Annotated in this window: 18 protein-coding genes; 5 read left to right on the top strand and 13 right to left on the bottom strand. The window is 59.6% G+C overall.

The window, feature by feature from the left end; all coding sequences use genetic code 11:
• Position 1 precedes the first annotated feature (1 nt).
• Both MA884_RS06675 and MA884_RS06670 read left to right on the top strand, forming a co-directional pair.
• Positions 2 to 940 carry an MlaD family protein gene (locus MA884_RS06675; protein WP_256229645.1) on the top strand — a complete coding sequence of 313 codons (939 nt, stop codon included), beginning with the start codon at positions 2 to 4 and terminating at the stop codon, positions 938 to 940.
• Complete coding sequence (locus MA884_RS06670; RefSeq protein WP_256229644.1) at positions 937 to 1,572, top strand: ABC-type transport auxiliary lipoprotein family protein; 636 nt, start codon at positions 937 to 939, stop codon at positions 1,570 to 1,572. The genes MA884_RS06675 and MA884_RS06670 overlap by 4 nt, the downstream gene beginning before the upstream one ends.
• Positions 1,573 to 1,615: 43 nt before the next feature.
• Here MA884_RS06670 and MA884_RS06665 read toward each other — a convergent pair whose 3' ends face one another.
• The 5 genes from MA884_RS06665 to MA884_RS06645 all read right to left on the bottom strand — a co-directional run bounded on the left by MA884_RS06665 (position 1,616) and on the right by MA884_RS06645 (position 6,152).
• Positions 1,616 to 2,845 carry a nucleoside recognition domain-containing protein gene (locus MA884_RS06665; protein WP_256229643.1) on the bottom strand — a complete coding sequence of 410 codons (1,230 nt, stop codon included), beginning with the start codon at positions 2,843 to 2,845 and terminating at the stop codon, positions 1,616 to 1,618.
• Positions 2,846 to 3,116: 271 nt separating this feature from the next.
• A complete protein-coding gene (gene gltP / locus MA884_RS06660) occupies positions 3,117 to 4,448 on the bottom strand; it encodes a glutamate/aspartate:proton symporter GltP (RefSeq protein ID WP_256229642.1) in 1,332 nt (443 codons plus the stop codon).
• A 704-nt stretch (positions 4,449 to 5,152) separates the two neighbouring features.
• Positions 5,153 to 5,617, bottom strand: coding sequence for an inhibitor of vertebrate lysozyme family protein (locus MA884_RS06655; protein WP_256229641.1), 465 nt, complete (start codon positions 5,615 to 5,617; stop codon positions 5,153 to 5,155).
• A 2-nt stretch (positions 5,618 to 5,619) separates the two neighbouring features.
• On the bottom strand, positions 5,620 to 5,784 hold the full coding sequence (locus MA884_RS06650; protein WP_003177151.1) for a DUF1328 domain-containing protein: 165 nt from the start codon (positions 5,782 to 5,784) through the stop codon (positions 5,620 to 5,622).
• Between the two features lie 80 nt (positions 5,785 to 5,864).
• Entirely contained in the window at positions 5,865 to 6,152 is a 288-nt protein-coding gene (locus MA884_RS06645; RefSeq protein ID WP_256229640.1) for a hypothetical protein, read from the bottom strand.
• Between the two features lie 437 nt (positions 6,153 to 6,589).
• Here MA884_RS06645 and algB point away from each other — a divergent pair, with 437 nt between their 5' ends.
• Together algB and MA884_RS06635 are read left to right on the top strand one after the other, a co-directional pair.
• Entirely contained in the window at positions 6,590 to 7,936 is a 1,347-nt protein-coding gene (gene algB / locus MA884_RS06640) for a sigma-54-dependent response regulator transcription factor AlgB (RefSeq protein ID WP_256229639.1), read from the top strand.
• A gap of 10 nt (positions 7,937 to 7,946) precedes the next feature.
• Positions 7,947 to 9,737 carry an ATP-binding protein gene (locus MA884_RS06635; RefSeq protein ID WP_256229638.1) on the top strand — a complete coding sequence of 597 codons (1,791 nt, stop codon included), beginning with the start codon at positions 7,947 to 7,949 and terminating at the stop codon, positions 9,735 to 9,737.
• Between the two features lie 6 nt (positions 9,738 to 9,743).
• On the opposite strand, the gene MA884_RS06630 is transcribed toward MA884_RS06635, so the two are convergent.
• The 7 genes from MA884_RS06630 to MA884_RS06600 all read right to left on the bottom strand — a co-directional run bounded on the left by MA884_RS06630 (position 9,744) and on the right by MA884_RS06600 (position 17,077).
• A complete protein-coding gene (locus tag MA884_RS06630) occupies positions 9,744 to 11,357 on the bottom strand; it encodes an EAL domain-containing protein (RefSeq protein ID WP_256229739.1) in 1,614 nt (537 codons plus the stop codon).
• A 75-nt stretch (positions 11,358 to 11,432) separates the two neighbouring features.
• Positions 11,433 to 12,212 carry an N-acetylmuramoyl-L-alanine amidase gene (locus MA884_RS06625; protein ID WP_256229637.1) on the bottom strand — a complete coding sequence of 260 codons (780 nt, stop codon included), beginning with the start codon at positions 12,210 to 12,212 and terminating at the stop codon, positions 11,433 to 11,435.
• A gap of 101 nt (positions 12,213 to 12,313) precedes the next feature.
• A complete protein-coding gene (locus tag MA884_RS06620; protein ID WP_256229636.1) occupies positions 12,314 to 14,398 on the bottom strand; it encodes a GGDEF domain-containing protein in 2,085 nt (694 codons plus the stop codon).
• Complete coding sequence (locus MA884_RS06615; protein WP_256229635.1) at positions 14,399 to 15,274, bottom strand: endonuclease/exonuclease/phosphatase family protein; 876 nt, start codon at positions 15,272 to 15,274, stop codon at positions 14,399 to 14,401.
• Between the two features lie 14 nt (positions 15,275 to 15,288).
• The gene (locus MA884_RS06610; protein WP_256229634.1) at positions 15,289 to 15,933 is read right to left on the bottom strand and encodes a thiol:disulfide interchange protein DsbA/DsbL; all 645 of its coding nucleotides are present in this window, start codon (positions 15,931 to 15,933) and stop codon (positions 15,289 to 15,291) included.
• Positions 15,934 to 16,131: 198 nt separating this feature from the next.
• Positions 16,132 to 16,740, bottom strand: a complete 609-nt coding sequence (locus MA884_RS06605) for a cytochrome c (protein WP_256229633.1) — start codon at positions 16,738 to 16,740, stop codon at positions 16,132 to 16,134.
• Positions 16,741 to 16,786: 46 nt separating this feature from the next.
• Positions 16,787 to 17,077: a cytochrome c5 family protein gene (locus tag MA884_RS06600; protein ID WP_003196231.1), complete on the bottom strand. Its 291-nt coding sequence runs from the start codon at positions 17,075 to 17,077 to the stop codon at positions 16,787 to 16,789.
• A gap of 191 nt (positions 17,078 to 17,268) precedes the next feature.
• Between MA884_RS06600 and yihA the strand changes: the two genes are divergently transcribed.
• On the top strand, positions 17,269 to 17,907 hold the full coding sequence (yihA, locus tag MA884_RS06595; RefSeq protein ID WP_256229632.1) for a ribosome biogenesis GTP-binding protein YihA/YsxC: 639 nt from the start codon (positions 17,269 to 17,271) through the stop codon (positions 17,905 to 17,907).
• 295 nt (positions 17,908 to 18,202) lie between these two features.
• On the opposite strand, the gene polA is transcribed toward yihA, so the two are convergent.
• Positions 18,203 to 20,971, bottom strand: coding sequence for a DNA polymerase I (gene polA / locus MA884_RS06590; RefSeq protein ID WP_256229631.1), 2,769 nt, complete (start codon positions 20,969 to 20,971; stop codon positions 18,203 to 18,205).
• Positions 20,972 to 20,996 lie beyond the last annotated feature (25 nt).

The raw sequence follows: 20,996 nt of genomic DNA, 5'->3' as shown, positions 1-20,996 counted from the left end.
CATGGAAACCCGAGCCCATCATGTATTGATCGGCCTGTTCACCGTGATCGTGGTGGTCGGCGCCCTGCTGTTTGGGTTGTGGCTGGCCAAGTCCAGCGTGGACAGCGAGTTCAAGGATTACGAAGTGGTGTTCAACGAAGCGGTCAGCGGCTTGTCCAGAGGCAGCGCGGTGGAATACAGCGGCATCAAGGTCGGAGACGTCGTCAATCTGCGCCTGGACCCGAACGACCCGCGCCGGGTACTGGCACGGGTACGTTTGAGCGCTGAAACACCGGTCAAGCAAGACACCCAGGCCAAACTGGCACTGACCGGCATCACCGGCACCTCGATTATCCAACTCAGCGGCGGCACGCCCAATAGCCCGCCACTGACCGGGCACGATGGCGAGCCACCCGTGATCATCGCAGCGCCCTCACCCATTGCCCGCCTGTTGAACAACAGCGATGACCTGATGACCAGCATCAACCTGCTGCTGCATAACGCCAACGAGGTGTTTTCCTCGGACAATGTCCAGCGGTTGGGCAAGACCCTTGAACACTTGGAGCAAACCACCGGGGTCATCGCCGATCAACGCGGCGATATTCGCCAGGCCATGCAGCAACTGGCATCTGTCGGCAAACAGGCCAGCGCCACCCTGGAGCAGACTACGGCGTTGATGCGCAGCGCCAACGGCCTGCTCAACGAGCAGGGCCAGGAGGTCATGAGCAGCGCAGACCAGGCCATGCAATCGTTGGCCCGCAGCACCGCGACCCTCGATAAACTGCTCAACGACAATCGCGACGCGCTGAACAATGGCATGCAGGGGCTCAATGCCCTGTCGCCGGCCGTGCGGGAATTGCGCGACACCTTGAGCGCGTTGCGGGGTATTTCCCGGCGCCTGGATGCCAACCCCAGCGGCTATTTGCTGGGCAATGACAAGAACAAGGAGTTCACGCCATGAAGCCGTTTGATCGGTTCGTCCGCCCTATCCTCTTGCTGGCAGGATGTGTCCTGATTAGCAGTTGCTCGATTCTGCCCCAGGCCGAGCCCTCAAACGTCTATCGCTTACCCGCGACGCAGGCGCCAGCAGCCCCGGGCACGCCCGTGAGGTGGTCGTTGCGCCTGGCCAGCCCGCAGGCCAGCGAAGTGCTCAACAGCCCTAAAATAGCGGTCATTCCCCACGGCAATCTGTTGAGCAGCTACGCAGCCTCACGCTGGAGCGACCCGGCACCGGTGTTGCTACGCAATCGCTTGCTCGATGGCTTCGCACAGGATGGACGTGTCGGGCTATTGAGTGTCGCCGACAGCAACTTGCAAACGGATCTGGAGTTGGGTGGCCAGTTGCAGGCTTTCCAGACCGAATATCAAGGTGCAGGAGCCAGCGTGGTGATTCGCCTGGACGCATTGCTGGTGCGGGGGTTTGACCAACGCATCCTTGCCAGTCATCGTTTTGAAGTCCGCCAACCCTTGAGCGACGTGCAAGTGCCGGCGGTGGTGCAAGGTTTCGGCCAGGCCAGCGATCGACTGACGGCCGAGGTTGTGAACTGGACGGTGGAACAAGGCCAGCGCCTGGCGATGCCTGCACGTCCCTAAGGGCCCGTTACTGCAATCCGGGCCTGTGGCAAGGGGATAGCGTTCAGCCAAAGAACCAGTAGCAAACGCCGATCGCTGCCACCACTCCGCTGAACTCGGCCAGCAGCGCGCAGCCCACCGCATGCCGCGCACGCTGGATACCCACGGCGCCGAAATACACCGCCAGCACATAGAAGGTGGTTTCGGTGCTGCCCTGAATGGTCGCGGCCACCAGCGCGGGGAAGCTGTCCACGCCGGAAGTCTGCATGGTTTCGATCAGCATCGCCCGGGCGGCACTGCCAGAGAAGGGCTTGACCATGGCAGTCGGCAAGGCGTCGACGAAACGGGTGTCCCAGCCGACCCATTGCACCAGATGCCGGATGCCGTCCAGACCGAAGTCCAGCGCTCCAGAAGCCCGGAGCACGCCAATGGCGCACAGCATCGCCACCAGGTACGGCAGCAACGTCTTGGCGACGTCAAAGCCCTCTTTGGCGCCTTCAATGAAGGCTTCATAAACCTTGACCTTGCGTAGCGCGCCTACCACCAGAAACAGGATGATCAAGCCGAACAGCGTCAGGTTGCCGAGGATCGAAGACAGCCCGGCCAGCGCCGTGGCTGAGAGCGTCGCCAGCAGCGCCATGAAACCGCCCAGTACCAACGCACCCGGAACCAGATAAGCCAGCACTACCGGGTCCCACAGGCGCAGGCGCTGCATGAAGGCCACCGACAACAGCCCCACCAGGGTTGAAGCGCTGGTGGCGAGCAGGATCGGCAGGAACACCAGGGTCGGGTCCGGCGCGCCTTGCTGGGCGCGGTACATGAAAATGGTTACTGGCAACAGCGTGAGCGATGACGCGTTGAGCACCAGGAACAGGATTTGTGCATTGCTGGCGATGGTCGGGCTGGGGTTCAAGTCCTGCAGGGCACGCATGGCCTTCAGGCCGATCGGGGTCGCAGCGTTATCCAGCCCCAGGCCGTTGGCCGCGAAGTTGAGGGTAATCAGGCCGATCGCCGGATGGCCCGCCGGCACCTCCGGCATCAGCCGCAAAAACAAAGGCCCAAGCGCCTTGGCCAGCCAGTCGACAATCCCGGCCTTTTCGGCGATGCGCAGAAACCCCAGCCACAGGGTCAAGGTGCCGAACAGCAGGATCATCACCTCCACCGACAGCTTGGCCATGGCGAAGATGCTTTCGACCATGGCGGCGAAGATCCCGGCGTTACCACCGATCAGCCACTGCGCCAGCGCCGACACGGCTGCCACGATAAAGAAGCCAAGCCACAGGCCATTGAGCATCGGTTAAGTCCCCCGGAAGATGCCGCGAATGATAGCGGGGCTGGCAGAAACGACAAACCCCGGATTTCTCCGGGGTTTGCTTGGCACTGCGCAGGGGCTACAAAAATCCTATGGCAGATACCGTGGGAGATCCTATGGTAGATCCTGTGGCAGATCCTGTGGGAGCCGAGCTTGCTCGCGATGGCGTCGGATCAGTCAGCATTGATGTTGGCTGACACACCGCAATCGCGAGCAAGCTCGGCTCCCACAGGGGTCATGTGTGTCAGCTGTGTCAGCGGCTGGAAACTTCCCCTGCCGGCAACGGTTCTTTGCTGCGCCAGTGGGGCAGGGAACTCCAGTAGCGCTGGCCCTTGGCATCGTCGTACATGCCTTCCCAGCGGGAAATGACCAGCACGGCCAGGGCATTGCCGATCACGTTCAGCGCGGTGCGGGCCATGTCCATGATGCGGTCGACACCGGCAATGAATGCCAGACCTTCCAGCGGAATACCGACACTGCCCAGGGTCGCCAACAACACCACGAAAGAGACACCCGGTACGCCGGCGATGCCTTTGGAGGTCACCATCAAGGTCAGCACCAGCAGCAACTGCTGGCTGATGGACAGATCGATGCCGTACAACTGAGCGATGAAAATCGCCGCGATGCTCTGGTAAAGGGTCGAACCGTCGAGGTTGAACGAATAACCGGTCGGCACCACGAAGCTGCAAATCGCCTTGGGTGCACCGTAGGCTTCCATCTTCTCGATCACGCGTGGCAACACGGTTTCGGAGCTGGCGGTGGAGTAGGCCAGCACCAGCTCATCCTTGAAGATGCGCATCAGTTTGATCACGGAGAAGCCGAACAGACGGGCAATCAACCCCAGCACCATGAAGGCGAAGAAGGCGATGGCGAAGTAAACCAGAATCACCAGCTTCGCCAATGGCAGCAATGATGCGAAACCGAAGTTGGCGACCGTCACCGCGATCAGGGCGAATACGCCGATCGGGGCGTAGTTCATGATCATGTGGGTGACCTTGAACATGCTTTCCGAGACGCCCTGGAACATTTTCACCAGGGGTTCGCGCAGGTCCGATTGCAGGCTGGACAGACCGAGGCCGAACAATACGGAGAAGAAAATGATCGGCAGCATTTCGCCACGTGCAACCGCCGCGAAGATGTTCGACGGGATCAGATTGAGGATGGTCTGGATGAACGCATGTTCATGCTGCACCTCGGCGGCCGTAGCCTGGTACTTGGAAATATCCACCGTTCCCAAGGTACTCATGTCGATGCCGCTGCCCGGCTGGAAGAAGTTGGCCAACAGCAGGCCGACGACGATGGCAATGGTGGTGACGATTTCGAAGTAGAGGATGGTCTTGAGACCGATACGCCCGAGTTTCTTGGCGTCGCCGACCCCGGCAATACCGACGATCAGCGAGGAAATCACAATCGGGATCACGATCATCTTGATCAGACGAATAAAGATATCGCCCGCCGGTTGCAGCACGTTGCTGATCCACCAGGCTTTCTCGGCACTGAAATGGTTGAGCAACGCGCCAATTGCAATTCCGAGCACCAGACCGATGAGGATCTGCCAGGCGAGGCTTAGTCTTGCCTTCTTCATATCTTTACCCTTACTTCAGTTGGACTCGGGCAACTGCCACAAACTGAACCACCCGATGGCGATACGAGTTCGTGCCGCTGCCCCCATATAAGGTCACCCGAGTACGCGCCACAGGCGCATTGGCAGGCGAAAAAAGGCGCAACTATTGCGATGCGAAGGAGGGGCGTCTAATGCCGTAAACGCCTACCCTATGCCGAATCGGCATGAGCCTTGGGAAATGAAACCTATGTAGCAATGGGCGCGAATACGCCATTTCGGCAGGCAAAAGTGCCGTGAACCGGCCATTTCAGCGCAACGGGCTTTTTGTCCTGTGTCGCAAAAAGTGATCAAAGGACAGAAGAATGAAGCACCCTCGAAAGAGCGGACCGACCGGATAAATCTCCGATATACGGTCGGGGGGCAGGGAAGTGGATCGGCATTGAAAAACGATAGCGGTACGGGGAAGGTGACGCGGACATACAATAGCCAACCGCTCTGGCATGAACTTTACAAGGCACGAAGCTCCACGCAAGTTCGCCAGTCACCATGACTTTGCGAACCTGCGTGGAAGCTTTTTCCTGACCCGGCCCTTTCGCAGGCACCCCTTGTGCCCGTAGGTCACTGCGCCCTCAAACGGGCAGAGCGTCCCGGCCCCCTGGTCATGCATCAGCCCTCTTCGAGCTGTGCAGAGGAGAAAAGCAGGGCTGCTTTTCTCGTTTTCAGAATCAGTACCAGTTTGGATCTTTCTTCAGTTGCTCCATTAACAGTTCCTGCATACCTTCATCGGGGTTGCCGAGGAAACGGTAATCGGCATGGCGGGTCGGGGACTTGTCGGCGGGCAGTCCGGCAGGGACCTCAACCAACAGCGCATAGGCCTCGTCCTTGTCGAAACTGAAAGCAACAAACAGGCGCTTGCTGCGGCAGGTCGCCTGGGTTTCGCACAACGGCCCTACCAGGTATTTATCGCCATCTTCCTCAACAGCATTCATCTGCTGCGAATCGCCTGACAGGTTCATTACCCATTCAGGCAGGCGTTCTTCCTTTTCGACCACTTGCTGCCAGGTTTCGACATATTGCGGGTCGGCCTTAAGCAATTGATTGACCCGCATCTGCCCGTCATTGGCCGCCATGGCCATGGCACTGCCGCCCAGTAACAGGGCGGCGGCCAGTCCTTTATATCTCACACTCATGGTCAGCCTCGACCGCGACGGCCAAAGAAGAAGGAAGCGATGAACATCACCAGGAACACGACAAAGAGAATCTTGGCGATGCCCGTGGCGGTGCCTGCGATACCACCGAAGCCCAGTACTGCGGCGATGATGGCAATGATCAGGAAAGTAATTGCCCAGCTCAACATGGTGATTCTCCTTACGCTTTTCTATTTAGTTAGGGTCTTGCGGTGATGGTTCCGGTGCGGTGGACGACCGGTCCATCGAGTTAAAACACCCAGCGCTCTTGGCGGGGCATGTCGTTCGCAGGCTGAACCTGATCGACTTCCATGATTCGCATCGAGGCGGAAACATCCGAGAGGCGGCTGACAGCGCTGAAATGGGTTTGCGGGGCGCGCTGAATCGACAGCAGAGGCGCCTCAGGCTGTTGGCTCTGGTGCCAAAGCATCAACTGCTGGCCTGCAACGAGGGTGATCAGCAGGGCAGCGATAGCCCACAGGCCCTGTTGGATATGCAAGGCAGAGATTCGAAATTGAGCGGCGCGCTGACGATTCATCCTGAAATTCCTCCCACCCCGAGTGGTGATCTGGTTGAGGCGCCTTCACGCCACGTTGAACTGACCATTGCAGTCGGCATGCCAGAATTTTTAACGAGATAAAAGCCTTTTAAATCAGATAGTTATGAATACTCTGTGCGCACGCCGGAACGCATCCTGCACGATGGCTACGACAAGCGTCGTGCGTAATGCACGAACGGCGGGGATAGGCACGATAGAATCTTTTTGAATTGCCCGTCGGAAATAGGTGTCGGAATGAGCAAGCCGTACCGTACGAGACGGGTGCAGGAGCAAAAAAGGGATCCAAATCAATCTTTTAGAAGTCACACACCCACAGGTACGCTCTCGGTGGGTAATATCCCCTCAGAAACAACCATGCAACTTGCCCGATTTTTCTGACACTAACCAACATCATTGATTAAAGGAGCGTAGGAAAAATGGAATCCGCCACTGAGCATCAAGGCCGCATTCTGCTGGTAGACGACGAGTCCGCCATCCTGCGTACCTTCCGTTACTGCCTGGAAGACGAAGGCTACAGCGTCGCCACTGCCAACAGCGCGGCCCAGGCTGACACCCTGTTGCAGCGTCAGGTGTTCGACCTGTGCTTTCTCGACTTGCGCCTGGGAGAAGACAACGGCCTGGATGTGCTGGCGCAAATGCGTATCCAGGCACCCTGGATGCGGGTGGTGATCGTCACTGCCCACTCGGCGGTCGACACCGCCGTTGATGCGATCCAGGCTGGTGCCGCCGATTATCTGGTCAAGCCTTGCAGCCCGGATCAATTGCGTCTGGCGACCGCCAAGCAATTGGAGGTGCGCCAGCTATCGGCACGACTGGAAGCTCTGGAAGGGGAGGTGCGCAAACCCAATGACGGCCTCGACTCCCACAGCCCAGCGATGAAAGTTGTCCTCGAAACCGCTCGCCAGGTCGCCAGCACCGACGCCAACATTCTGATCCTTGGCGAATCCGGCACCGGTAAGGGCGAACTGGCCCGAGCCATCCATGGCTGGAGCAAGCGCGCGAAGAAGTCCTGCGTCACGATCAACTGCCCGTCGCTGACCGCTGAACTGATGGAAAGTGAATTGTTCGGCCACAGCCGTGGTGCATTCACCGGCGCCAGCGAAAGCACCTTGGGCCGGGTCAACCAGGCCGACGGGGGCACGCTTTTTCTCGACGAAATTGGCGATTTCCCTCTGACATTGCAGCCCAAGTTGCTGCGCTTCATTCAGGACAAGGAATACGAAAGGGTTGGCGACCCCGTCACCCGTCGCGCCGATGTGCGGATTCTCGCGGCAACCAACCTCAACCTTGAAGACATGGTGCGCGATGGGCGCTTTCGCGAAGACCTGCTGTATCGCCTGAATGTCATTACCCTGCATCTGCCGCCGCTACGCGAGCGGGTCGAAGACATCCTGACCCTTGCCGACCGCTTCCTGGCCCGCTTCGTCAAGGAATACGCCCGCCCGGCGCGGGGCTTTAGCGAAGAGGCTCGCGAAGCGCTGCTAGGTTATCGCTGGCCTGGCAATATCAGGGAATTGCGCAACGTGGTCGAGCGCGCCAGCATTATCTGTGCACAGGAAAAAGTCGAAATCAGCCACTTGGGCATGGCCGAGCAACCCGTCAACAATGCGCCGCGAATCGGCGCCGCGCTGAGCCTCGACGAACTGGAAAAAGCGCATATTGGCGCGGTGCTGGCCACGGCCGACACCCTTGACCAGGCCGCCAAGACCCTGGGTATCGATGCGTCCACACTGTATCGCAAACGCAAGCAATACAACCTGTGAGCGGCACCTTATGAAATTGGCGATGAAGCTGCGCACACGGCTGTTTCTCAGTATCTCGGCGCTGATCACCGTGGCATTGCTGGGCCTGTTGCTTGGCCTGGTCAGTGTGGTGCAGATGGCCAATACCCAGGAACAATCGGTGCGCGACAACTTCATCCTGCTCGACCTGGGCCTCAAGCTGCGCCAGACCCTGGGCGACCAGTTGATGATCATGCTCGATGACAAGCCCGACCTGGCTGCTCTGGAAGAATCCAAACAGCAATATTTCCAGCTGCTTGACGAGGGCATCGCCCACGAACAGGTACTGGACGATTCAGGCGACAGCTTCAGCAAGGCCAAAGCCGATTACATCAGTTTTCTCGAGGCTTTTTCAGCCGCTCGCCAGCTACCGACCCAACTCACCGGTATCCAGGACGTCACCGAAAAATTCAACGTGCTGCGCACGGGCTTGATCGATGCATATCGGCGGGCCTTGAACAATATCAGCGACACCCAGAACAAAGCTCGCGAGCGCGCGTTGCTGATTTCCGGTTTACTGGGGCTGGTGGGACTGGCGGTGCTGATCATCGGCTTCATCACGGCCCATGGCATCGCCCGACGTTTCGGGGGACCGATCGAAGCATTGGCGGCGGCGGCAGATGACATCGGCCAAGGCAATTTCGAAGTGACGCTGCCGATTTCCTCGGCCGCTGAGTTGAACCTGCTGACCCGTCGTTTCGGCATCATGGCCCAAGCCCTGCGCGAGCATCAGGCCACCAATGTCGATGAGTTACTCGCTGGCCAGCAACGCTTGCAAGCGGTACTCGACAGCATCGACGACGGCTTGCTGATGATCGACCGCCAGGGTCGCCTGGAGCACCTTAACCCGGTGGCCCAGCGCCAGTTGGGCTGGGACGAGGAACGCCTGGGCCAAGGATTGGGCGAGGCCCTGGGACGCAAGGAGTTCGATGAGGAATTGCAGCTGGTGCTGCGCGGTGGAACGCTGGAGCGGGCGCCGGAGGACTTGAGCATTGAGGTGGATGGCGAGTCGCGATTGCTGACTTACAGCCTCACCCCCGTGAGCCATACCCAAGGGCACATCCTTGGGGCAGTGATGGTATTGCACGACGTCACCGAACAGCGCGCTTTCGAACGGGTGCGCAGTGAGTTCGTGTTGCGCGCCTCCCACGAGCTGCGCACGCCAGTGACCGGCATGCACATGGCGTTCGGCCTATTGCAGGAGCGCGTGAATTTTCCCGAGGAATCGCGCGAGGCTGATCTGCTCAACACCGTCAATGAAGAAATGCAGCGGCTGATGCAGCTCATCAATGACCTGCTGAACTTCTCCCGCTACCAGAACGGCTTGCAAAAGCTGACGCTGGCACCTTGCTCCATCGCAGAGTTGCTGGAGTCGGCCCGGCTGCGGTTTGCCACACAGGCCCAAGCCAAGGGTATCGAACTGCTCGTGGCGATCCAGGGCCCGTTGCCACACTTGCATGCCGACGTTGCGCAGCTGGATCGAGTGCTCGATAACCTGATCGACAATGCCATGCGTCACACGGGCGACCACGGCCAGATCCGCCTGCAGGCCCGGCGCCATGGCGAGCGGGTGATCATCAGCGTCGAGGACAATGGTGAAGGCATTCCCTACGGCCAGCAGGGACGGATTTTCGAACCTTTCGTCCAGGTCGGACGCAAGAAGGGCGGCGCAGGTCTGGGCCTGGCGCTGTGCAAGGAAATCGTCCAGCTCCACGGCGGGCGGATGGGCGTTTATTCAAGGCCGGGGCAGGGCACGCAGTTTTATATGGCGCTGGCGGTCTGAGGCGGCTCAAGCCTCGTCGTCCATGCGTCGCCCCAGCAGGCGCCGGCCGCGGGTAATCAGTTCGATCAACTGCACGGCACTCAGCGCGTGGGCAAACAGCCAACCCTGCCCGAAAGTCACCCCTTCGCTGCTCAGGTAGGACGCCTGGGCTTCATGCTCGATGCCTTCGGCAATGACCTTGAGCTGTAATGCATGGGCCATGCGGATAATATGCGGGGCCACGCCACTGCTGGCCGCATCGTGCCCCAAGGCGTCGATGAAGGCTTTGTCGATTTTCAGGCAGTCCACCGGCAAAGTCTGCAGATAGGCGAGGCTGCAATAGCCTGTGCCGAAGTCATCGATCAGCACCTGATGCCCGACATCGCGCAACGATTGCAGGTTATCCCGGGCGACCAGCACATCGACCAATCCGCGCTCGGTCACTTCAAAGGCAATCTGATGCGCCGACACCCGATGCAGCGCCAGCAGGCGGGCGATCACTTCGCCGATACGTGGCACCATCACATCACATGCCGCCAGGTTCACCGAGATGTACATCTGCGGATTGGCCCGCAGTAGCTGGCCCAACTGGTCGAACAGGCGCTGCAGCACGAAGTCGGTGATCTGGCGGATCTGCCCGGTGTTCTCTGCCATCGGAATGAACAGGTCCGGGCTGGTGAGGGTGCCGTCCGGTCGCCGCCAGCGCAGCAAGGCCTCAGCACCGACGCAGTTGCGACTGCGCAGGTCAAAGATCGGCTGGTACAGCACCTGCAACTCTCCGCGCCGGATGGCCCCGTGCAGTTCGGCGTCCATCGACTGACGCTGACGCGCCAGCAGGAATACCTGAAAACCAATCCCCAGGCCCAGTATCAGGCTGATGGGCAGTAACCACCAGGCGTTGGAGGGGATATTGAGGCCATTGCGTTGGGCAATCAGCACCAGTTGATATTCCGGGCTGTCAGTCTGCATCCGATAGATCAGGCGGTTCTGCGTCACTTGCAATGCATTGCGGCTTTTCGAGGGCCAAGGCTCCGTGGGCGGCCAGTATTGGTCGGTCCCTAGCACCGGTATCGCCCGCTCGCCATGATCGAGCACCACCAAAAGGCTGCTGCCGGGAGGCAGATCCACCACATCGGTCAGATGCCCGCGAGAGGTCGCGACCCGAAAGTTGCCGCGCCCCAGCATTAATGCCGCGCGGTTTTCATCGGGTTCGGTGGTGGTATTGAGCCAGTAGCTGTAAGTCGGCCCCCGGATATCAGGCGGCCGTATCACCGATAATCCGCTGCGGCGTGGGCGATTGGAACAAACGCCGCTGCTATCGATATATGCCGCTTCGTAGACAAAGCGGTAGTTGAAGCTGACCTGCTGCAGCGTCGCGATCATGTCGTCGTCGCAGCCGCGCAACGGCTGGTTTTGCAAATCATCGAGGCTTTCGCGCAACTGTCCGAAAAGCTGCTCGAGCCGCTGCAGAAAGCGCTCGCCCTGAGCATTCATCTGATCGCTTTCACGCTGCTGGATTTGCTGGATCACCACGAACAGACTGGCCCCCAGCAACAGCACGGTACTCAGGACAGCCGCCATCATCGCCAGGAAAAACGGGCGATGGAGCCAGCTTTGCAGGGTTTCGCGGGCAGGCGTCATCATTGGTAATCCGAAAGTTACCAATGAGTTATAGCTTCTGATTTGGATTTAGCCCTGACCGTCGGACGGGCGTCATTATTTTGTCTGGTTAAGCACCTGCACAATAGCTGCACTTTGCGCATCTGGCATGCCGTCGAAGCGGGTCGGCCGGAAGCGCATCTGGAAGGCGGCGAGCACATGATGAGTGGCTACATCCCATTCGCCGGTACGGGGCGTCGGGTAGCCGAGGCGAGCCAGCTCGGCCTGGAACCAGCTGGCGTTCGGCACCTGCGCCGCGAAAACTGCCTGCTGGCGCATCACGGCCTGCTCGTCTGGCCAGACGCCCAGCCCTGCTTGCGCCAGGCGCTTCCAGGGGAACAGCGGCCCAGGATCAAGCTTGCGCATGGGGGCGATGTCGCTGTGACCAATGATGTTGCGCGGGTTGATCCCATTACGCTGGGAAATGTCCTTGAGCAATGCGATCAAGGCCTCGACCTGAGCTTCACTGTAGGGATACCAGAGACGCCCGGTGGGCGTATCGACGAAACCTGGATTGACGATCTCAATGCCGATGGAGCTGGAGTTGAGCCACGTCCGGCCGTCCCATTCACTGTCCCCGGCGTGCCACGCGCGCTGGCTTTCATCCACCAGTTTATAAATGGTTGCGTTTTTATCGTCACCGACCAAGTAGTGCGCACTGACTTCGCCATGGGTCAGCAGTGCCAGGGACCGTTCCAGCGAAGCCGAGGTGTAATGCAACACCACGAATTGGATTCGGTTGTCATGATTGACTGAGGGGTGACTGGTATCGAGCCTCGGCCCGCTGGCGCAACCGGCCAAAACCAACAAAGAGACAATGAGCGAGAAGAATTTCATGGCAAGGAGCATTACGCGCTGGAAGTAATGCAACAGTGTAACGTATCGCGATGCGATGATCTGGCTCGTATTCCAGGAGTCACAAAATGGAACAATTGCGTTCAGCCCGGTTCCACGCGGTTACGTCCGGCGTTTTTGGCCCTGTATAGCGCCTGATCGGCTCGTTTAAGCACGGAATCGCTGTGCTCCCCCATTTTGAAGGCGGTCATGCCCACGGACACCGTGATCGTTACCGGCTCTCCCTTGAAGTGAAACGGACAGGCCTCGATAGCGGCGCGCAGGGTCTCGGCGAGTTTGGCACCGGTTGCAAGTGGCGTGTCGGGCACCAGCAGGATAAATTCCTCACCGCCAAAGCGGGCAATGAAGTCACTGCCACGCAAACGCCTGCGCAGCACCGAAGCGATGATCTTCAGCACCCGGTCACCGGCCAGGTGGCCGTAGTTATCGTTGATGCGCTTGAAATGATCCAGATCGAGCATGGCCAGCAGCAGACTGTTGCCGTGCTGCTGCCACTGGGCGACTTCCTGTTCGAGACGCTCGGACCAGGCGGCACGGTTAGGCAATCCGGTGAGCGGGTCGATGAGTGCTTTCTGGCGCTGTTCTTCGAGATTGTCGCGCACGACTTGGGCGTCCTGTTCCATCAGCGCGACGCGCTCGGCCAGGCTTTTGAGGCGAGCAGAAACTTCCCGCTCGCGCTGATCGCGCTGCTTCTGGTGCTGATCCATCGTACCGAGCAGGCCTTCGAGGTGGTTCTCCAGCACTTGCTTGAGCCCCTCCAAATCATCAGCTTCCTGCACGCTGCTTTGCAGGCCATCAACGTGCTCGCGAATCTGGGTGTCCATTTCCCTGGAGACCGACAGGTTATCGGCATGGTCTTCACTGGCGGCCCGCAGACTGCTTTGGAAAGACTCAAGACGATCGTTGAGCCGCTGCAGGTACGCTTCGAACTCATGCTGCCCGGTGTCGGTGATTGCCAGCATGAGCACGGCCAGATCATCGAGAATCGGCAGTAACTCGTACCAGTTCAAGCCATTTTGCAGCCGTTCACGCATGGCCTCGGCTTGAGGGCGATGACGCTCGGGCAGGGTCAAATCGCCCAGCAGGCCCAACAGGGTGTCTTCAATATGCTTGGCCACCGAACTGTAGGAAGGCTCTGGCGAGTCGGGCAGATCGTAATGGTCGCCATCCAGTTCAGACGCTGCCGGCTCGACGGCAGCCGATGGTTCGCCGGGCTCTTCCGGGAGGGGCAGCGACTCGTCCAGGGCTTGCGACGGTTCCTCGGGCATCAGCTCATCAGGGTTCTCGAGGGCGGGTACCGGCACCGTATTTTCTGTGGGAATCGGCGCCGGCTCGGCAGTTTCCTCCTGCACGGTAGCTTCATCTCGTTCCAGAATCGGCTCGGCAGCTTTGGATACCGGCGACGAAGAGAGTTCTGGATCGGGATCGACCATTGGCGGAATGAACGCGACCGGTTCAGGCGCTTCATCGACTGTTGCAGTGTGCCCTGCTACCAATACTGGGTCTGGAGCTGGAACGGGATCGATGACGGCCACAGCCTCAGTGACTAGCTGTGCCGATGTCGGTGTCGGCGGTGCCGTTTTCAATACCGGCACCACGCTGCCCTGGGCAGGCTCGTGCGGCTGGGGGGCGGCTTCTTCCTGGCCGTGGCCGCCAAACAACCGTTGCAGCAGGCCGGGGCGGGGTGGTTCAGCGGGAGCTTCCAGCACACTCAACGCCTGGCCCTGCAAGCTGCTCAATTCGCTGAGCAGCAAAGGAATCTCCCGAGCCTGGTCGACCCGGTCTTCCAACTGCTTGGAGAATTTCTTCAGTGGCCGGCTGACTTCCTTCGGCAGGGGCAAGGTTTGCAACTGAGCAACCAGGGAGGTCAATGCTGCGCTCACCTGTTCGACCCGGGTCTCGCGGCGCTGCTCGGAATCGAGTACGGCTTTCTCCAGGCGTGGCAGAAGAGCGGCGAGGGCGGCATCCATGTCATCGGTGCGCACCACTTCGCGCATTTCTTTCATGCACTGATCAACCGCCCGGTCCGTGCCTTCGGCGGCCAGCGTACTGCGCACCAGGCCGCGACGCAGCAAGTCGAGCCGAGCCGCCCAGCGGCGCTCAAGCTTTTCCTGCTGTTCAATACTCTTGAAGTATTTCTCTCTCCAGCGTTCGGCTTCGTCGCTCATTCATCGGATCCGCGAGGGGGCAGGACTCAGCGCGGGGAATGCATCAGCCGTGAGCGAACCCGGTAGACGAATTTCGACCGCGACAGGCAGGTGGTCGGAAATGGGGTGAGCTAGCACCTCGAACCGCTCGAGGGTCAAGGTCGGGCTCAGCAGAATATGGTCCAGGCAGCGCTGGGGGCGCCAGCTGGGGAATGTCGCTTCGACTTGTGGGGCGAGCAGACCAAGATCGCGCAGCGGTGAATTTTGCAGCAAGTCGTTGGCGTGGGTGTTCATGTCACCCATCAATACCTGGTGCTTGTAGTCACCGATCAGCTCGCGGATGTAGGCCAGTTGCATCGTGCGGGTACGAGCCCCGAGGGCCAGATGCATCATGACCACGATCAACGCCTCCGGACCTTCGCCAAAACGCGCCAGGATCGCTCCGCGCCCCTTGGGACCGGGTAACGGGTGGTCTTCGATCGCCCACGGTCGCAGCCGGCTCAACACACCATTGCTGTGCTGGCCCAGGCGTCCAAGGTTGCGATTGAGTTGTTGGTACCAGTAGGGAAAAGCCCCCAGTTGAGCCAGATGCTCCACCTGATTGACATAGCCCGACCTCAGGCTCCCACCGTCGGCCTCTTGCAGGGCCACCAGGTCGAAGTCTTTGAGCAGGTCGCCGATCTTCTGCAGGTTAACGGCTCGTCCGGTGTGCGGCAGCAGATGTTGCCAGCCACGGGTCAGGTAATGCCGGTAACGCTCGGTGCTGATGCCCACCTGGATATTGAAACTGAGCAACCGCAGGCAGTTGTCGGCAGGCAGGCCCGTGGAGGCGATATGATGCTCATTGACCCGCGGCTGATGCAGGCCAACGATGCGTTCGGTGCTCCAGCGGGCCATGGCGAGCGCCGCGCTTAGTTGGCGGCGGCCTTGGTTGCCGCTCGCTCTTTGGCAATCAGTTGGTCAGCCAGTTCAAGCGCCTGGTTCGCACCACCGGCCGAACCGATATCAAAGCGATATTTGCCGTTGACGACCATGGTGGGTACGCCGGTGATCTCGTATTTCTTGGCAAGTTCTTTGGCTTTGTTGATCTGGCCCTTGATGGCGAAGGAGTTGAACGTCGCCAGAAACTTGTCCTTGTCCACACCTTGGGTGGCGAGGAATTCAGCCATTTCCTCAGGATCGGTCAGACGCTTCTTCTCAACCTGGATCTCATTGAACACTGCAGCGTGAACCTTGTGCTCGACGCCCATGGCTTCGAGAGTCAGGAACATTTGGCCGTGGGCGTCCCATGGACCGCCGAACATGGCCGGAATGCGTACGAAGTTCACATCTGAAGGCAGTTTCTCAACCCATGGGTTGATCACAGGCTCGAACGCGTAGCAATGCGGGCAGCCATACCAGAACAGTTCCACCACTTCGATCTTGCCAGGGACGGCCACCTGAACGGGGTTACTCAATTCGACATAAGGGGCTTTCGATTCCTCGGCGTTGGCTTGGGCGGCCATGCCGAACAGGCTGACAGCGGCGAGCGCGGCGCTGATGATCAGATTACGCATGCTTTACTCCTGGACAATGAGGGGGCCTCGCGAGGCGTGTTTTTCAGACAGGCCGTGACGGGTTCAAGTTCGCTAGTGTAACGGCAGCGGCCACAAAAAAGGGCGGCCAAAGCCACCCTTTTGATGTTTGCATCGACGGATTAATCGAGCGTTAACGTTGCAAGAGATGTAAACCCTCGCAACGCCCGGCTAACGGCCTTAGTGCAGGCCCTGAATGTAGCTGGCTACCGCCGCGATCTCTTCGTCGCTCAGCTTGCGGGCAATGGTGCGCATCATCGCCTCGCCATCATTGGCACGACCGTCTGCTTCCTTGCGGAAATCAGTCAACTGCTTGGCTACGTACTGAGCGTGCTGCCCCCCCAGGTGTGGGAAGCCGGCCGCCGCGTTACCTTTGCCATCAGGCGAGTGGCAACCCGTGCAGGCTGGAAGCCCCTTTTCCAGGTTGCCTCCGCGAAACAGTGCTTCACCACGTGCGACCAGATTTGGATCGGCGGCGCCGACGCTGCCCTTCTGGCTGGCGTAGTAAGCCGCAATGTCCGCCAGGTCCTGATCGTTCAGGTTGGTCAGCAGGCCGGTCATTTCCAGCACGACACGCTTGCCGTCCTTGATGTCCTTCAACTGCTTGGTCAGGTAACGCTCGCCCTGGCCCGCCAGTTTCGGAAAGTTTGGTGCCATGCTGTTGCCATCCGGACCATGGCAGGCCCCACATACGGCGGCTTTCGCCTGGCCGGCGGCGGCATCGCCAGCGGCATGGGCTACGCCGGATATCCCCAATGTCAACAGCAGACTCACGATCAGTTTGTTCATCAGCTAATCCAACTACGGCTAAGGGTTAAAGAGTTATGGACCGGGCTTACTCGCTCATCCACTGGATGATGGCTCGGTAATCCTCGGCACTGCAGTCCATGCACAAACCACGCGGCGGCATCGCCTTGAAACCCTGGGTCACGTGTTGCACCAGCGTCTCCATACCTTTCGCCAACCTCGGCGTCCAAGCTTCCTGATCACCCTTGCGGGGCGCCATGGGGAGTTGGCCGGAATGACAGGCACCACAAACACGGTTGTACACAGCTTCCGGATCCTGTGTAGCCTGAGCGCTGTAAAGCGGCATCAAGACACCGGCAGCTAGCAGCCATTTCGTCATAAAACGACCTTTTCAGGGTTGAGAGCGAGCTGCGTTCTAGTGCGCAATTTCAGTCGGTCGCTCCCGTGAGCTTCATCCTACGCTGGGACAAAGCGCACACAAAATCTGCGGCATTATATACTGGCGTCACTGAAACGGAAACGACACAGCTTGCCGCGTCCATTCCCGACGCCGCCCACATCGGAAATCCCATGCAACTGAAGAACCCCATCCTCGGCCTGTGCCAACAGTCCACCTTCATGCTCAGCGCCGCCAAAGTCGATCAATGCCCCGACGATGAAGGCTTTGAAGTGGCTTTCGCCGGGCGCTCCAACGCCGGTAAATCCAGCGCACTGAACACCCTGACCCATGCAAGCCTGGCACGCACCTCGAAAACCCCGGGTCGCACGCAGCTCTTGAACTTCTTCAAGCTAGACGATGAACGCCGTTTGGTCGACCTGCCCGGTTACGGTTATGCCAAGGTGCCGATTCCACTCAAGCAGCACTGGCAGCGCCATTTGGAAGCCTATCTGGGCAGCCGCGAGAGCCTCAAGGGTCTGATTTTGATGATGGACATCCGCCATCCGATGACCGACTTCGACCTGCTGATGCTTGATTGGGCCGTGGCCAGCGGCATGCCGATGCACATTCTGCTGACCAAGGCAGACAAGCTGACCTACGGCGCGGCCAAGAATACGTTGCTCAAAGTGCAGTCGGAAATCCGCAAGGGGTGGGGTGAGGCGATCACCATCCAATTGTTCTCGGCCCCTAAGCGCATGGGCCTGGAAGAGGCCTACACTGTATTGGCCGATTGGATGGAATTGGCAGACAAAGGCAGCGAAGAGGGCTGAATAAGCCAAATCGCAGGCAAAAAAAACCCCGGACTTCGTATGGGGAGGGGAAGTTCGGGGTCCAAGTTCCGGACCGCTAGGGCGGGGTCCAGATATCTGCCAACACTTAACACAACATAGGAGCATTGAAGGGCTTCACCAGCCTTTCAGAAACTCTGAGTAGCAATTCACGATTTTAGTTCAGATTATTTTTGGAAATAACCCTAGGAATTTTCCGAACTAATGGGGCCAGGACTCGATGTGGCCCACCAGTCTCCCGCCCCAAACAGACCTGCTCAATTTCAGCTGTTAGAACTCAATGCGCCTCGTCCCAGTTGTTGCCCACGCCCACTTCCACCAGAAGCGGCACATCCAGCGCGGCGGCGGCGCTCATGTGCTGGCGAATTTCCTCGCGCACCTGATCAACCAGGTCTTCGCGCACCTCCAGCACCAATTCGTCGTGGACCTGCAGGATGACCTTGGCATCCAGCCCCGACGCACTCAGCCAGCGATCCACAGCCACCATGGCTTTCTTGATGATGTCGGCCGCCGTGCCCTGCATCGGCGCGTTGATGGCCGTGCGTTCGGCCCCTTTGCGCAAAGCCGGGTTTTTCGCATTGATATCCGGCAGGTACAACCGGCGACCGAAAATGGTTTCGACGTACCCTTGCTCGGCGGCTTGGGCACGAGTGCGCTCCATGTACGCCAGTACACCTGGGTAGCGGGCAAAGTAGCGGTCGATATAAGCCTGGGACTGCTTGCGATCCACACCGATCTGCTTGGCCAGACCGAAAGCACTCATGCCGTAGATCAGACCGAAGTTGATCGCCTTGGCGCTGCGGCGCTGGTCATGGGTGACGGCCTCCAGCTCAACGCCGAAAACTTCGGCGGCGGTGGCCCGGTGCACATCCAGGTCATTGCGAAACGCGTGGAGCAGGCCTTCATCCTTGGCCAGGTGCGCCATGATCCGCAATTCAATCTGCGAGTAGTCCGCCGCCAACAGCTTGTAGCCTTTGGGCGCAACGAATGCCTGACGAATCCGGCGGCCTTCGGCGGTGCGGATAGGAATGTTCTGCAGGTTCGGGTCGATGGACGACAGCCGCCCGGTAGCGGCAACGGCTTGCTGATAATTGGTATGGACGCGCCCTGTACGGCTATTGATCTGCTCCGGCAGGCGGTCAGTGTAGGTGCTCTTGAGCTTGCTCAGCGAGCGGTACTGCATCAGCACCTTGGGTAACGGGTAATCCTGCTCGGCCAGTTCGGCCAGTACCGCTTCGGCGGTAGACGCCTGGCCCTTGGCGGTTTTGCTGAGCACCGGCAAGCCGAGTTTTTCGTAGAGGATCACCCCCAGCTGCTTGGGTGAACCCAGGTTGAACTCCTCCCCGGCGATGGCAAATGCCTCACGTTCGAGGGCCACCAGCTTTTCGCCCAACTCGACACTCTGCACCCCCAGCAGGTGGGCATCGACCAGCGCACCCTGGCGCTCAATGCGTGCCAGGACCGGCATCAGCGGCATTTCGATGTCGTTGAGCACCTTGCCCAGGCTTGGCGTGGCCGCCAGTTTTTCCTGCAAGGCCTGGTGCAGACGGAACGTCACGTCCGCGTCCTCGGCGGCGTAAGGGCCGGCCAGTTCCAGAGCAATCTGGTCAAAAGTCAGCTGTTTGACGCCTTTGCCGGCGATGCCCTGAATATCGGTCTTGCTTTGTCCCAGGTACTTGAGCGCCAGACTGTCCATGTCGTGGCGGGTTGCCGTGGAGTCCAGCACATAGGACTCAAGCATGGTGTCGAAGGCAATGCCTTGCACAAGAATGCCGTTGTTTTGATCACCACCGATGGCGCAGTTGGCCAGGATGTTGGTTTCGAACTTGGCGTGCTGGCCGACCTTGAGCTTGTTCGGGTTCTCCAGCAACGGCTTGAGAGTCTTGAGCACCGTGTCGCGATCCAGTTGCTCCGGCACGCCCATGTAGGAATGGGTCAAGGGAATGTAGGCCGCCTCAAAAGGCGCGACCGCAAACGACAACCCTACGAGTTGCGAATGCTGGGCGTCGCTACCGTTGGTTTCGGTGACGAAAGCAAACAGCGGCGCTTGTTCAAGCTTGGCCAGCCAGGCGTCGAAACGTGCCTGATCGAGAATGACCTCGTATTTCGCTTCAACAGCACCGGGCTGTTCGTCGGCGGCTTCGACGATCTCCTGACCGGCACGCTTGGCATCGCGCTGGTTTTCTTCGAACCAGCTCTTGAACTCCAGCAGGGTATACAGCTCGGCGAGCTTCTCGTGATCCGGCTGGCCCATTTTCAGGTCGTCGAGGCCGACATCCAGCGGCACGTCGGTCTTGATGGTCGCCAGCTCGTAGGAGAGGAGGGCCATTTCCTTGTGCTCTTCGAGTTTGGCGGCCAGGGTCTTGGCGCCACGAATTGGCAGCGTGGCGACGATGTCCAGTTGCGCATACAGCTCGGTCAGGCCGCCATTGACGCCTACCAGCAGGCCGGAGGCGGTCTTCGGCCCGATGCCCGGAACACCGGGGATGTTGTCGGAAGAATCGCCCATCAATGCCAGATAATCGATGATCTGCTCCGGAGCGACGCCAAACTTCTCCTTCACGCCAGCCACGTCCAGGGCGCTACCGGTCATGGTGTTGACCAAGGTAATGTGCCCGTCGACCAACTGCGCCATGTCTTTATCGCCAGTGGAGATCACCACTGGACGGTCGGCTGCGGCGCTGCTGCGGGCCAGGGTGCCGATCACGTCATCGGCTTCGACGTTGTCCACGCACAGCAGCGGGAAGCCCAGGGCCTTGACGCTGGCATGCAGCGGCTCGATCTGCACGCGCATGTCGTCGGGCATGCTCGGGCGGTTGGCCTTGTATTCGGCGTACAGCTCATCGCGAAACGTCCCACCCTTGGCGTCGAACACCACGGCGAACGGACTGTCCGGATACTGCTTGCGCAGGCTCTTGAGCATGTTCAGCACGCCCTTGACCGCACCGGTCGGCAGGCCTTTGGAGGTGGTCAACGGTGGCAGCGCGTGAAAGGCGCGATAAAGATAAGAAGAACCGTCCACCAGGACGAGGGGGGCGTGGCTCATGAGCAGGATCAACCTTTTCGGCGGG

It is taken from the genome of Pseudomonas sp. Q11 (assembly GCF_024494355.1).
Taxonomy (GTDB): Bacteria; Pseudomonadota; Gammaproteobacteria; order Pseudomonadales; family Pseudomonadaceae; genus Aquipseudomonas; species Aquipseudomonas hefeiensis.
The sequence above is the reverse complement of the archived record's forward strand: the minus strand, read 5'-3'. Positions and strand labels throughout refer to the sequence as shown.